The organism is Paenibacillus lautus (assembly GCF_050482385.1).
Taxonomy (GTDB): Bacteria; Bacillota; Bacilli; order Paenibacillales; family Paenibacillaceae; genus Paenibacillus_AQ; species Paenibacillus_AQ lautus_B.
In genome coordinates this window covers 248834-262044 of sequence record NZ_JBCNHV010000010.1, presented here as the reverse complement: position 1 = coordinate 262044, position 13211 = coordinate 248834, and the positions used below count along the sequence as shown (strand labels likewise).

The window sequence follows — 13211 nt, the reverse complement described above, 5'->3', positions numbered from 1 at the left end:
CAAGGAGTGTTTCGATAATGAATAAATTTCGAATCGGCTTAATCGGTTTGGGCGGGATGGCGCAGGAGCACATCCGCTGGATGAATGAAGAGAATACGTATCAATTTGTGGCCGTGAGCGACGTCAATGGGGAAGCCGTGGCCAGAGTAGGCCATCAACTGGGGATTGATGACGGTAAGCGCTATGCCGACTTTAAGGATTTGATTGAGGATCCTGACGTCGATGTCGTCATTTCGGTTACGCCTAACAACGTGCACGCGGATATCATCAGCGCATGCTTGCAAGCGGGTAAACCTTTTTTGACGGAAAAACCATTTACGCGAGTATTCGAAGAGGCAATCCCCTTGCTGGAGTTATATGAGAAGTTGCCCGTTCCGGCCATGATCGGCTTTACGTACCGTTACACCCCCGCTTTTCGCTACGCAAGGGAACTCATCCGTACAGGCAAACTCGGGACGATCCGTCACTTCTCCATTCAGTATTTGCAAGGATTTGGCGTGCCGAACCAGCAGGTTCCCTACATGTGGAGATACAACAAAGCCATCACAGGGACGGGGACCCTGGGAGATTTGGGCTCACATATGATCGATATGGCCCGATTTCTGTTTGGAGAATTTGAAGAAATTACGGCCCAGCTACATACCATCATTCCAGAACGTAGGGACCCGGTAACGGGAGCGATGGCCAAGATCGAAGTTGATGATTTTGCCAGCTTTCAGGCTCGGATGGCTGATGGCATGATGGGCGTGTTCCAGACATCACGCAATGCGTTCGGTTCAGGCAATCAGCATGAGGTGTCCATTTACGGCGATCATGGCACGGTCCACGCCAGCACATTGGATCCGGAACGGGTGGTATGGATTCGTGAAGAAGAGTCCGGGCAGCTCGCTAGAACGACCATGGAAGTGCCGCAGCATTGCAAGGTCAAGCAGTATGCCGATTTTGCCGCGATATTGCGGGGAGCGCCTGCGGACGGAGTCCCCGGGTTTATGGACGGATACCGGAATCAAGAGGTGCTGGATGCGGTCGTTAGAGCAAGTGAGACCAGGGCGGTGGTAGAACTCCGAAATACGGGCCAACGAATCCAGAGTTTGTCATAACGTCTTGCCCATCCAGATATACAACGCCATCAAAGTGAACAGAAACAGGCAAAAGTTAACGCTTACAAATAATCCGCGAAGTAATGAGGAGCGGTGGAATTGAAAGGGAGTTTTAAGCTCCCCTGTACCTTCGATCAGGAACAGGATCAGTACCGTGTGAATGATCGTATGGCCAATGACTTCTTTGTAACCGAATACAAGGCTTGTCATAATAAAAATGCCTGATACCAGCAGGGCGGTGAATCGGCTCATGATGCCTACGATAAATGCCCACGCCAGTCCAATTTCGACAAAAGCGCTGATCATGACGAAATGCTCAATGGTAAATCCGAAGGTAGGAAGTCCGTAACTGCCCATTACGGTGCAAGCGAGCTCGGGGATGGTCAGTTTTTCCATAGCAAGCCAAGCAAGGGACATGCCCGTGCATATATACATGACCGGAGCAGCCGTTCTTTTTATTGGAGTGCCGGACACAAACAGATAATATACAATACCGAGATAGATTAAATAATCGATGGAATGAAAAATGCCGTAGGTTAATGAAGCTTGTAGATATAGCAAGAACAGGATGGCACCGCTCACCGGCAATGTGCGTTTATAGAGCAGGCAGGCTGCGGCGGCAGAGAGACCGAGGATAATCCACATGGAATTGGTTTTGAACTCGGGTGCCAGGTACGAGCCGCTCAGAAGCTGCAGCACCAGGCCGATGGCCAGCCCTATGCGCAGAATGACCTCGGTATGGGGCCTTAGTCTGTGCAGCCATTGATGAATTTTCATGACGGGCCTCATCTTACCCAAGGGATCGTGAAAAGCACAGGTGAGTAATAGGATTAACAATGTAAACGCTAACCAAAACAGGAACGTCAGCGTAACGATGCGGGGAAAGGGCAGGGGGACCCATTCAAAGTTGTCTGTAAACCATTTGACATGAATATAGATGTTGCCAATCTTGGAGAAATGCATTACCATTCAATCAGTTCCTCCCTTAACCAACTCTAGTCACCTATCCAAGATAATACAACATTAGATAAAAAAGTATATTTTTGGATGAATATATCCCCTGTTTTGAAAATATTATCCCTTAAGAGCTTTCATAGGCAGCATTTGACTTTACAGTCATAGCGTCACCAAACAAGCCGATCCATCCGGATCGGCTTGTTTTTATGTCTCATGTTGGATTTCTTTTTTACTGCTGAAGACGACTGAAAGATAGGCTCAACCCGGCTAAGGAAGCAGTGTTCCGCCAGCATAACGTTCAATGGTTTCATAAGACAGATGATCGGTAATAAGACGAGCGTAATGCGCAATCCGTAAGATGCCGTCCTCATCCAGCACAAACTCTGCCGGAATCCGATTGAAATTTGAACCTTCTTCCGGTGTCAGCTTGAAACCTGCCGCTTCTGCTTCATCCGTGAATTGATGCACATTCGGTTGTGCTAAGGTGGCTTGTGTCTTGGCTACCGAAGTCTCGACTCCATAGCGAGTGTAGAGTTCTGCATTCGGATCGGCAATAAGAGGAAATGGAGCCTTCTGCTGACCGACATGCTGATGAAGTGCCGCTTCCGGTGATTCGAAAACGCAAATGACATCGAGATGATACTGCTGCTGCCACTGAGGATATCGCTGAATAAACTGGTGCACCCTCAGATTGCATAGTGCACAGGCTGCGTTACGGAAAAAAGCGAGAAGTAATTTACGTCCGCGATGGTTTTCTAGTGAAATGATATTTCCATTTTGATCTACGCTTTGGAATAATGGAGCATAATCTCCGGGTTGGAGCACATGGTTCATTTTGGATTTCCTCCTGGGTTAACGGTATATAGGCGTGAGGCCTATTACCAATGTAGCAGGGAGGAGTACATTGCTCTGTGACTAGGTCACATAGCAGTTTCTGTTAGACAGCCCCGGTTTATAATTTTCACCCAGCCTCTTCCTGTTTCCAGCCATCCTTTCTTTTGGAAATGGCCCAGCGTTCGGGAGACGACCTCTCTTACGGAGCCAATTTCATCGGCTAGCTCTTGGTGGGTTGTGTGCACTAACGGATGTTCTTCCGAGGTGATGCGCAGCAGAGTTCTGGCAAGGCGCTGCTCCAGCGGTAATGCCTGTCTCTCCTGCATCCTATTTGCCATCCGCAGTGTTCCATCAAGCAGCCCGCCAAATATAGCGCTACGGATGGGTTCATATACCTGCAGCCAACGGAGAAAGCTGCTTTTTAACACATATAAGACCTCTACCTCGGACTCGGCAATGAGAGTCCCCGGATAATCCTGCCCGCTAAGCCCACTAAGTACGAGGAGCGAACAGACTTCACCGGCTGATAGTATGTTTAACACCGATTCGTTGCCATCTTCGTTGATGATTGTGATACGGGCCGATCCGCTAATCAGGAACATGCCATACCTCGCGGCATCCTCCCGATGAAAGATTCTCGATTTGGCATCAAAATGTTTTGTAAAAGCTTTAGCATGGATCCATTCTTCTGGCGGCACGACTTTCAAATAAGGAAAGATATCGGTTATCTGCTTCTCATTCAGTTCAGGTTTCATGGTTGGTTTCCCCCTTTCGGTAATCATGCACGGACAAACGAAACTGCTATTCTATATTGTTAACATTTCGGGCTGACAAAGTTCAAGCCAATTTATCTAGATCTCATGCGGGAAGAACTCCTTAGCGATGCGATGGTTTTGCTATAATGGGGTGAGCAAGCGTTTAAGTCAGGGAAAAGGGTGAAGAAGATGAATGAAACGCAATACATAAGGGATATACCCATGAAGATCAGGAAAGGGCAGGGAGCGGTACTTATGCTGCAGGGCACGGCCTCGGATGTGGGCAAGAGCATCGTAACGACAGCGCTATGCCGCATATTTCTACAGGACGGTTATCGCACAGCTCCATACAAATCGCAAAATATGGCTCTTAATTCCTACGTGACGCTGGATGGCAAAGAGATCGGCAGAGCACAGGGCGTACAGGCCGAAGCTTGCGGCATTGCCGCAACCACGGACATGAATCCGATCCTGATCAAGCCGATAAAGGACATGCATTCGCAAATCGTGATCCATGGCGTTCCCCACATGCAGATGAGTGCGATGGATTACCGGACGCAATTCCTGCCGAAGGCCAAAGAGATTGTGCTGGATGCACTGGATCGATTACGGGAGAGCTACGATATCGTTGTCATGGAGGGCGCGGGAAGTCCGGCGGAGATCAATCTTAAGGATCGGGACATTGTTAACATGAATTTGGCAGGATGGGCGGATTCACCGGTTATTCTGGTTGCGGATATCGATCGTGGCGGCGTGTTCGCTTCCATTGTAGGTACGCTTGAACTGCTTGAGCCCCATGAGGCGGCCAGGGTCAAAGGGTTTATCATTAACAAGTTCCGCGGGGATCTGGCGCTGCTTCAGCCGGGACTGGACTGGCTTGAAGAGCGGACAGGCATTCCCGTGCTGGGCGTACTCCCCTATATTCAGGACATGCGAATCGAGGCCGAGGATTCGGTTGTGCTGGATGAGCTTCAATATCAAAGCCAGGAAAAGCGCGACCTTGATATTGTCGTGATCCGGTATCCGCGTATTTCGAATTTTACGGATGTGGATGCGCTGCGCTGGGAGCCGGATGTTGTCGTTCGTTTCGTCCAATCGGTGGATGAACTTGGTACGCCGGATGTCATTATTTTGCCTGGCACCAAGGATACGATTAGTGACCTCGGTTTCCTCCAGGATCGGGGCCTGGCCGATGCGATCTTGAGGCAGACGCAGCAGCGGGATGTGCAGTTGGTTGGCATCTGCGGAGGATATCAAATGCTGGGCGAGCAGTTGTCGGATCCGCATGCGGTTGAAGGGAGCGTTCGGGAAGCAAAGGGACTCGGCCTGCTGCCGATTCGGACTTCTTTTTTAAAGCATAAAAGGACGGTTCGGGTGAAAGGGGAATTGTTACAGCAACATCCTTTGAAGTTCGCTATACCGGATACAGTGGCCGATTCGACGATTTCGGCCTATGAAATCCATATGGGCGAGACCGAATGGAGCGCCGTGTCTGATTGTTCAGGACACCGACCGCTTTTTTCGATTGAAGCAGATGGCACAGATTCTTTAAAGGCAGAAGAAGATATACAACCACATATTGAAGGGACAGCTACTTCCGATGGCCGCGTATGGGGAAGCTATTTGCATGGCTTGTTTGACAACGATGTCTTCCGCAGGTCCTGGCTGAACGGCATTCGGGTGAAGAGGGGTCTGATTCCAATTCCAGAGACGTTCAAAGCAGAAGAACGCAAATTCGCGGAATTTGACCGTGTAGCGGACGTTGTTCGTAATCATGTGGATATGAAAAGAATATATGAAATCATCGGTTATGCGCATTGAATGATGGGGAATGCATCCGATCATTCGGGTAATAATGATGAATAGGAAGATAACACCATGCACACGGCATGGTGTTATTTGCGTAGAGCGAAAAGAAAAAAGTTGATTAATTATAGGATAGGGGGGTATACTAAATATAAAGACGGATGAAAATTCATCTTGCCGTATATCCCATGATTGGAGTGATAGCCTATGTTGAATAGGAAGGGCACCATATTAACCTTAACGGGCATACTTGCTTTTGGATTGTTGACCGCATGTGATAACGCGAAGCAGGCCCCAGATACGGGCGGTCATGGAGGAAACCATGAAAAGGAAAGCGGAAGCCAGGAAACGAATGGGCACAGTGAACATGCTGGCGGTCATGAAACTGCCTCAGATCATTACAACGCTGCATTTACATGGAATGAACCGGCAAGAGCAGGCGCTGAATCTGAGCTGACGATCCAAATTACGGATAAAGACGGCGGACCTGTCCAGGATTTTGATGTCAATCATGAGAAACTCCTGCATCTGATCATAGTGAATCGCGATTTGTCCTTCTTCAACCATATTCATCCGGATTACAAGGAGAATGGCGTATTTACCGTGAACACGACATTCCCGGCTGGCGGCGAATATAAATTGTTCGCAGATTTTGTGCCTAAGGGTGCTGGAGGGACCACGCTTAGCGAATGGGTTCAGATTGAGGGAGAAGTTGGGAAACCTTTGGCGATTCAACCGGATTCCAGCCTGATCCAACAAGTAAACGGCAAGGAAATTGAGCTGAGTTTAAGCAATACTTTATCAAATGAAGAGGTTGTGCTCACCTATCAAATCCAGGATGCGCAGACGAAGCAAGGCATCAACAACCTCGAGCCTTATCTGGGCGCAGTCGGGCACGTTGTCATTCTGTCCGCAGACGCTGAGCAGTACATCCATGTACATCCCCTGGACGAGCAGAGTACAGGCCCCAAGGCGGAATTTGCTACTACCTTCCCCCGCAGCGGTATCTACAAAATCTGGGGACAATTTCAGCATCAGGGTGAAGTGATGACCGTACCTTTTGTCGTTGAGATACAATAATTTCAGTTTAAGGAGTGATCGATATGACAGAACCATTGAAAATCTACACCATCCCCACTTGCAGTGATTGCCATCATGCCAAGCGTTACTTCAAGGAGCAGGAGGTTCCGTATACGGAGTATGATTGTACACAGAACCCGGAATATCCGGAAGAAGTGAGACGGTTGACGGGAAAACAGATTGTGCCTACGATCGTTATTGGTGACAAAGTATGGATTGGATTTGCCGATAACTTTCAGGAAATCCGGGAATTGATTAAATAAATAAGTGTTCATGGAAGTGTAGAAGAAGCATGGATCGTTCCCCGCGGGATGATCCATGCTTCTTTTAACGTGCGTCTATTTTCACACCACGCCAATGACCATCATGCGGTGCAACTCGGAGACGATGTACATGAAATTTGATGCTACACCATATAAAACGTAAATAATCAGGTAATGTACGGCCAGAATGTTCGTTTTCGTAAGTTTTTTAATGGTAATTCGCAGGTGTAAATAATCAGTAGCGGTGTTATTATATGGATTGCGTCTTTTGGAAAAGAACGCTGTGGCGAGCGTTGATCGTCCATTGTAGCTTTTTGAAACGATTCGGAATATAACACGTATCAATACTCACTGCTTAGATGGAAGGGGTAGACACACAGTGGATTATGGAATGAACGTCATTTTGTTTGAAAAAAGGCCGGATGGTGAGCTGGTGCAGATTGAAGAGCGGGCATGGACGATGAACATGGTCGCTGCGCTGGAACATGTGAATTATATCGTCGCCGGCGGCAGGGAATATGAAACGATCGAAGGCAGATTAAACGTGGACACGGGCAAACTGGAGCTTTTGCTCGTTCCGATGCGGAACGATTAATTCTGTCCGAAAGGAGAAACCACCTTGAGTAATGAAAAAGACAAAAAAGATCAGCCTGCATCCAAATGGCTGACGCCGGAAGGCAAACCGATTCGGGTCCTGTCGAGCTCGCTCGGCATCGCCTTGTTGGCGAACGCATTTCTGGTATCGGGCGCGGCAGCGCAAGACCTTGCTTCGGAAGCGGTTACCTCATCCGAAGAGCCGCAGTTGGTGTCCTGGTCGACAGAAGAAGTGAAGAAGTATTTTGACAAAAATGTGGATTGGAACATTCCGTTTCCTAGTGAGGAAAAATTCCAGGAAGAGCCGGTAGAAGGAGCCGCTGCAGGATCAGGTTCGGGCGGCGGAACAACGATCGTCAACAACTATGGCGGGTACAATTCCGGTTTCGGATGGGATGACTTGCTGCTCTATCACATGTTGTTTAACAATGGTTCCTATTATTCATCCAGCGGATGGTACAACAATCATCGCGGTTATTATGCGAATAACGGCAAGCCTTATAAACCCCGCACGTATTCGAGTGGTACGTTCCAGAATAAACCGGTGGTGAATTCCAATGTTCGCCCCAAAACCTCCACTTCATCGTCGGGTACGATTACGCGCCGCTCCACGTCGTCCAAGTCTGGTGGCATCGGCGGCAATTCCAGTGGGTTCAGTTCCTCGGGCTCGAAATCCAGCTCCAGATCCGGCGGTTTTGGAGGATGAGTCACGACAGCGTATTCACCGTATCGGGACAGCCTAGCCCCAATCGGGATGGGCGAGTATCAGAGCTCGCGGAGCTCGGCTTTACCTGGGCGGATCTGGATGGGGAAGCCTACTGGATAGACCAGATCGTCACCCTAAGGCAAGAGACCTATCGTGAGCTGGAAGAAGCAGCTGCGATATTATGGGCCATGCTGGACAAAACCGTTCGTTATATTCATCGCAATCATCATATATACAGCTTGATTGGCATTCCGCCTATCCTGTGGCAGATGCTGGATGAATGTCCACTGCCGGAAGAGGGATTGATCAGCCGGTATGCCAGGTTTGATTTTGCTATTGCCCATGACGGCAGCATCAAGCTGCTGGAGCTGAATGCCGACACGCCTACAGGTTATGTTGAGGCTTCCATTGCAACGCCGTGGATGTGCCGTCAGGCCGGTTTTGTCTCTCCCAACGAACGGATGCAAGAACTGGTCGCACAAGCGTGGGGAGCAGAGTGTCCGGATACGGCTGCCTGCATCGCTTATGGCGAACATAAAGAGGACTCCGGTACGATCGAAGCGTTGGTTCGGCACAGCGGGCTGGATATCCGACTGGTGGATTGTCTTGACCTCTGGGTGGACGAAGGTATGCTGAAGGACGGCGATGGCCGGGAGATTCACCGGATGTTTGCCCTATATCCGAAGGAGTGGATGTCCGTCGATGATGGCGGAGATGCGCTTGCCTTTGCCATCGAGACGGGACGCCTGCAGCTGTTCAACTCGCCGCACAGCATTTTACTGCAATCCAAAGGACTGCTTGCCGCCATGTGGGGGATGTATGAGCTGGGTCTTTTGTTCGATGAGAAAGAACGGGAAGCCATCGTCAATTATATGCTGCCCACTTACAACAAACCGGTATTCTCCGGTAATTTTGTGTCAAAGTCGATGTTCGGTCGAGAGGGTGGTTCTGTCAAGCTGTACGACCAGGCCGGACAACTCGAGGTAGAGGATCAGGACGGATATGATACAAGTGTCATGTTTCCGACGGTCTATCAGCGGAGGGCAGACCTGGCTCGCATCGAGACGGCGGAAGGCCATTTTCATTTACTGACAGGATTGTTCGTCCTGAATGGCACCCCTTGCGGTTTGCTGGGACGGGCGGGCGGTTTGATTACGGGTAATTCCAGCCATTTTATCGCAATGGGAGTGAAATAAATGCAGTTGAAACAAGATAGATGGCAGCATAGCGGTGCTCCTAAGGGAAAGAGGAAACCTCCGGTCGTTCTGGCGGTACTTCTATTATCCCTCATGGTTTTGGCGCTGAGTGCATGCTCCAATGGGTCCACGGTATTTCATACCGGATCGGAGGAAGTAGCTTCAACCTCTGCTCGCGTGCCTTGGGACTACCGGATCATTGAAGGGACCGTCGGTGATTTGATTGGCGGCGATATGACCGTGCAACCGGATAACGAGCTCCTGCCGAACGATAACAACTATGCTACCGGGGACAAAATTTGGACGCTTCAATTCATGGATGCGGAGCTTACCACGGATGCGAATCAACGTAATGATATCCGGTTATCGTCTTGGCAGACCATTAAGTCATTCAAGGATAAAAAGACGGCAGAGTCGGATTTAACCAACCTGAAAGTCACGGTCAAAACTGACGTGAAGCTGGTTGGGGTTTATAAAACAACGTATAAAAAAGACACCAGGCATTTTGCTGTCATCGAGCTGCCGACGGGCAATCGGATCAAGCAGCCGATCGATGAGAAGCGTTATGCTGCAATGGAAAAGAAGGACAAGGTTGATGTTGTATTGGAGGAAGTGCATGATTTCGCCGATTACGACTTGGCCTATGCAAAATTTCGGGGGTGGGCGGATTGACGGTCGTCATTAATATTGTAGTAAGTGTGATTTGCATTATCGTGCTTCAATTACTGGGCATGTTGATTTTCAGCTGGATGACCCGGTTTAACGACATGGAAGAGCTGAAGAAGGGGAATGTTGCGGTTGGTTTAGCCTTTGGCGGCAAATTTATGGCAACGGCCATTATTCTGGGCATATCGGCGTATACGAATTCATCGATCTGGCACATGATACTGTGGTTTGTCGTCGGGTATGTATGCTTGATCGTTGCCTATTGGGTATTCGAGCTGGCTACGCCGGGTCTTAAACTTTCCGAGCACCTGCAAAAGGGGAACGTAGCGATCGGCATTCTGCTTGCGATGGTGTTTATCGGGACGGCCTTTGCAATCAGCAGCCTGATTATTTAGGTCAAATAGCACCATTTTCTTGGAGAGGAGCAGGTACGTGCACTTTTTTCTAAGATTATCTTTGAAAATGATGCGTCTGCGTAAAACAACAATCAGCGTGATTGTGGTACTGTTTGTGGTGCTGTGCTCGACCCTGGCTTTTCTGCTGGAGCCCGAAACCTTTCACCATTGGTTTAACGCCTTATATTGGGTGCTTACCACGATGGCAACCGTAGGTTATGGCGATTACTATGCAGCTACCGTGCCAGGCAAGATATTAACGATATTCATTTATATCTTTGGTATCGGGCTGTTGAGTTTGGTGATCGGTAAGGTGATTGAATCGTTTGGAAGCATGCAGCGGCAGAGAGGAGCGGGCAGGTTGAATTTTAAGGGTAAGGGTCATGTCATCATAATCAATTGGAGCAAAAAAGCAATGTCCGCGATCGATGAGATTTTGTCGTATTCGCCGGAGTCCGAGATTGTGGTCATTGATGATTCCAGTCAGCATCCTGTCGAACATCTCGAACAGGTTCATTTTGTAAGCGGCGATCCTGCAGCGGATGACGTGCTGATAAGAGCCAACATCCTGGAGGCCAGATCGGCTATTGTTTTTGCGGATGCCCGGATTGATGAATCGGCTCTCGTGGACGGCAAGTCGCTTCTGATTGTTTCCAGCATTGAACGGATTGCGCCAAATGTACATACCACGGTGGAGATTGTGCAGGAGAAGCATGTTCAAAATTTCCGCTACAATCATGTTAACGAGTTTGTGCTCTCGCACGACGCCGTGTCCAGATTGGCTGTGCGAGCGGCGCTGCAGGAAGGTAACTCGGATGTGCTGATGCAGCTGCTGAGCCGCCAGCATGGCGATGATATTTACGAAGTGGCTTTAAATCCTGCATGGAATACCTACGGCGATGCCTTTCAGGATCTGCTGCGACAAGGAGCGACGCTTATATCCGATCGCAACGACCTCAGCATTAACCGCAAGCTGGATGTGCCGATTCCGCGGGATGCCAGATTGTATGTGGTCTCGGACGAAGCGACCTATAAGCGGATTACCGGCAAGCTTGCCTGAAGTTGGGCCATCGATTCGATGCCCGTGGAACCACATGGGACCTTCGGAATTCGTGATATCGGTATTCAGATGTTGAACATTCGGCACAGATAGAAACATCTGGCCCAAGAAAACGCCCCTGTTTATAACAGTGGGCGTTTTTTTCTATAGAATTCAGACCATCTCTCTTAGCATGCTCTCGCTGCTCTTCTCCAGCTTCATGGGAAACAGTTTCACTTTTCCAGGGAATAAGGCTCGAACCTCTTCATATGCGGCAGCAGATGCATAGACCTGGTCGGACTCCTTGATCCGTTGCAGTAGGTCCTCCCGATTATCCAGCCCAGCCAAGCTGGCGCGAACCCCCTCAATACCGGCTTCTTCCATGCGGCTGGCCATCCATTGTGCACCTGCCTTACCCAAGCAGACAAAGCTGATATCGCTTCCCGGTGCAAGCTGGGCGATATCAAGCAGGACCGATGTTTCCACGTTGGCACCAATGACAGTAACCTTTTTGTCATATTTGCTGCACAAAGCCTTTACCTCGGCATCGTGATTTAATGTCGTGACCAGGAGGTTTGAGTACTCCAGCGCCTCGAATAAGGCTTGTTTCCCCGTCAACAGATCCTCCAGAAATACCGTTTTCACTTCGGCACCCGTCATTTGCTCTATGGCTTTCTGATAAAAGGGATAATCATGTTCCTTACATTCGATGAACAAAATCCGCTGTTTCGTGTTCAGGACAGGCTCCTGCAGCAGCGTATAGGCGAGGGATGCGGCAAAGAACTCGCTCGTCGGGATGTTAACGGAGCTAAGCTCCTTCGTTGTTCGCTCTACCAGCTCGTGCATTAGCTTTCTGCGAGTTCTGAGCTCTTCTACCTGTGCGTTGTTTAATACCTGCGTTCCTTTGCCTTTATGCATCGAGACGATCCCCTCATCCTTCAACTGGTTGTAGACCAGATTTACGGTGTTGCGGTTCAGTCCCAGCAGATCGGCCAGCGTACCGGCCGGAGGCAGCATATCGAAGGGGTCGATCTGTCCAATCCCGATCAACCACTTTAATTGTTCTTTGACCTGTGTGCTGACATTAAGGGTAGCGTGCGGGTCAACTCGAAGCGTGAGTTTATGCGGCATAACGAAACCTCCTTTCATAGCTAACTAGTAATTTAACTTTACATAATTATTCGTCAATTATCAAGAAAAGTATTGACATATATGGCTGAAAATCTTTATTTTATATATAACTAAATAACTAGTTAATTATGAATATAGGAGGGTTACGATGAAGGATCGGGCAGCAGCATATTTACAAAAAATGAAAGGTGGGGCTAGAAGTCCGTTGACCGTTCGCCCCATGAATATTGCCATTGGTTTTATCGGCGGCGTTATTTCCATCGGGTTGTTGGCTCTTCTGACGTCGCTCGCAGAGAGTATTTGGATCATGGCACCTTTTGGTGCGAGCTGTGTGCTTGCGTTTGCGGTTTGGGATGCGCCGCTATCACAGCCAAGGAACCTCATTGGAGGGCATCTGATATCCACATTCACGGGACTCATAACACTTGAGGTTCTGGGGGACGGAATCTGGGCCATGGCCATCGGTGTGGGAGCGGCGATTAGCTTGATGGGGATCACCAAAACGACGCATCCTCCAGCTGGCGCAGATCCCTTGGTTGTCATAATGGCTGGCAGTGGCTGGTCATTCCTATTTACCCCGGTGCTCGCCGGGTCCGTCATGATCGTGGTTGTGGCTCTGCTCGTCAATAATGCGGTAAAGGAGCGAAGGTATCCGACATTTTGGTGGTGAAGGCAGTTTTTTCTTTGAT

The 13211-nt window shown here is 49.2% G+C and carries 15 protein-coding genes; 11 read left to right on the top strand and 4 right to left on the bottom strand.

Annotated features, from left to right (window positions below; genetic code table 11):
* Window positions 1-17: 17 nt before the first annotated feature.
* A complete protein-coding gene (locus ABEW73_RS12255; protein WP_430170795.1) occupies window positions 18-1100 on the top strand; it encodes a Gfo/Idh/MocA family protein in 1083 nt (360 codons plus the stop codon).
* Here the strand turns inward: ABEW73_RS12255 and ABEW73_RS12250 are convergent.
* From ABEW73_RS12250 to ABEW73_RS12240, 3 genes are all read right to left on the bottom strand, one after another.
* Entirely contained in the window at window positions 1095-2069 is a 975-nt protein-coding gene (locus ABEW73_RS12250) for a hypothetical protein (RefSeq protein ID WP_430170794.1), read from the bottom strand. The genes ABEW73_RS12255 and ABEW73_RS12250 overlap by 6 nt on opposite strands.
* A gap of 255 nt (window positions 2070-2324) precedes the next feature.
* Window positions 2325-2891 carry a redoxin domain-containing protein gene (locus tag ABEW73_RS12245; RefSeq protein ID WP_430170792.1) on the bottom strand — a complete coding sequence of 189 codons (567 nt, stop codon included), beginning with the start codon at window positions 2889-2891 and terminating at the stop codon, window positions 2325-2327.
* A gap of 86 nt (window positions 2892-2977) precedes the next feature.
* Window positions 2978-3646, bottom strand: a complete 669-nt coding sequence (locus tag ABEW73_RS12240) for a Crp/Fnr family transcriptional regulator (protein ID WP_430170791.1) — start codon at window positions 3644-3646, stop codon at window positions 2978-2980.
* 222 nt (window positions 3647-3868) lie between these two features.
* Here ABEW73_RS12240 and ABEW73_RS12235 point away from each other — a divergent pair, with 222 nt between their 5' ends.
* From ABEW73_RS12235 to ABEW73_RS12195, 9 genes are all read left to right on the top strand, one after another.
* On the top strand, window positions 3869-5467 hold the full coding sequence (locus tag ABEW73_RS12235; protein WP_430170789.1) for a cobyric acid synthase: 1599 nt from the start codon (window positions 3869-3871) through the stop codon (window positions 5465-5467).
* 192 nt (window positions 5468-5659) lie between these two features.
* Window positions 5660-6532 carry a hypothetical protein gene (locus tag ABEW73_RS12230; RefSeq protein WP_430170787.1) on the top strand — a complete coding sequence of 291 codons (873 nt, stop codon included), beginning with the start codon at window positions 5660-5662 and terminating at the stop codon, window positions 6530-6532.
* A gap of 23 nt (window positions 6533-6555) precedes the next feature.
* Window positions 6556-6795: a glutaredoxin family protein gene (locus ABEW73_RS12225; RefSeq protein WP_430170785.1), complete on the top strand. Its 240-nt coding sequence runs from the start codon at window positions 6556-6558 to the stop codon at window positions 6793-6795.
* A gap of 379 nt (window positions 6796-7174) precedes the next feature.
* Window positions 7175-7390 carry a hypothetical protein gene (locus ABEW73_RS12220; RefSeq protein ID WP_015734394.1) on the top strand — a complete coding sequence of 72 codons (216 nt, stop codon included), beginning with the start codon at window positions 7175-7177 and terminating at the stop codon, window positions 7388-7390.
* 24 nt (window positions 7391-7414) lie between these two features.
* Window positions 7415-8095 (top strand): hypothetical protein, encoded by a 681-nt coding sequence (locus ABEW73_RS12215; protein WP_430170783.1) that lies wholly within the window; start codon window positions 7415-7417, stop codon window positions 8093-8095.
* Window positions 8092-9291: a glutathionylspermidine synthase family protein gene (locus ABEW73_RS12210; RefSeq protein ID WP_430170781.1), complete on the top strand. Its 1200-nt coding sequence runs from the start codon at window positions 8092-8094 to the stop codon at window positions 9289-9291. Before ABEW73_RS12215 ends, ABEW73_RS12210 begins: the two co-directional genes overlap by 4 nt.
* Entirely contained in the window at window positions 9292-9963 is a 672-nt protein-coding gene (locus tag ABEW73_RS12205) for a signal peptide protein (RefSeq protein ID WP_430170779.1), read from the top strand. It abuts the gene before it with no gap.
* Complete coding sequence (locus ABEW73_RS12200) at window positions 9960-10352, top strand: DUF350 domain-containing protein (protein WP_076320807.1); 393 nt, start codon at window positions 9960-9962, stop codon at window positions 10350-10352. Before ABEW73_RS12205 ends, ABEW73_RS12200 begins: the two co-directional genes overlap by 4 nt.
* Window positions 10353-10389: 37 nt before the next feature.
* Window positions 10390-11412 (top strand): ion channel, encoded by a 1023-nt coding sequence (locus ABEW73_RS12195; RefSeq protein WP_430170777.1) that lies wholly within the window; start codon window positions 10390-10392, stop codon window positions 11410-11412.
* A gap of 153 nt (window positions 11413-11565) precedes the next feature.
* Here ABEW73_RS12195 and ABEW73_RS12190 read toward each other — a convergent pair whose 3' ends face one another.
* Window positions 11566-12522 (bottom strand): GntR family transcriptional regulator, encoded by a 957-nt coding sequence (locus ABEW73_RS12190; RefSeq protein ID WP_430170776.1) that lies wholly within the window; start codon window positions 12520-12522, stop codon window positions 11566-11568.
* 148 nt (window positions 12523-12670) lie between these two features.
* On the opposite strand from ABEW73_RS12190, the gene ABEW73_RS12185 reads away from it, so the two are divergent.
* Window positions 12671-13192 (top strand): HPP family protein, encoded by a 522-nt coding sequence (locus ABEW73_RS12185; RefSeq protein WP_430170774.1) that lies wholly within the window; start codon window positions 12671-12673, stop codon window positions 13190-13192.
* Window positions 13193-13211: the final 19 nt, after the last annotated feature.

Coding starts and splice junctions, on each gene's coding strand:
- ABEW73_RS12255 (WP_430170795.1), top strand. CDS start 18: ATGAATAAATTTCGAATCGGCTTAATCGGTTTGGGCGGGATGGCGCAG.
- ABEW73_RS12250 (WP_430170794.1), bottom strand. CDS start 2,069: ATGGTAATGCATTTCTCCAAGATTGGCAACATCTATATTCATGTCAAA.
- ABEW73_RS12245 (WP_430170792.1), bottom strand. CDS start 2,891: ATGAACCATGTGCTCCAACCCGGAGATTATGCTCCATTATTCCAAAGC.
- ABEW73_RS12240 (WP_430170791.1), bottom strand. CDS start 3,646: ATGAAACCTGAACTGAATGAGAAGCAGATAACCGATATCTTTCCTTAT.
- ABEW73_RS12235 (WP_430170789.1), top strand. CDS start 3,869: ATGAAGATCAGGAAAGGGCAGGGAGCGGTACTTATGCTGCAGGGCACG.
- ABEW73_RS12230 (WP_430170787.1), top strand. CDS start 5,660: ATGTTGAATAGGAAGGGCACCATATTAACCTTAACGGGCATACTTGCT.
- ABEW73_RS12225 (WP_430170785.1), top strand. CDS start 6,556: ATGACAGAACCATTGAAAATCTACACCATCCCCACTTGCAGTGATTGC.
- ABEW73_RS12210 (WP_430170781.1), top strand. CDS start 8,092: ATGAGTCACGACAGCGTATTCACCGTATCGGGACAGCCTAGCCCCAAT.
- ABEW73_RS12205 (WP_430170779.1), top strand. CDS start 9,292: ATGCAGTTGAAACAAGATAGATGGCAGCATAGCGGTGCTCCTAAGGGA.
- ABEW73_RS12190 (WP_430170776.1), bottom strand. CDS start 12,522: ATGCCGCATAAACTCACGCTTCGAGTTGACCCGCACGCTACCCTTAAT.
- ABEW73_RS12185 (WP_430170774.1), top strand. CDS start 12,671: ATGAAGGATCGGGCAGCAGCATATTTACAAAAAATGAAAGGTGGGGCT.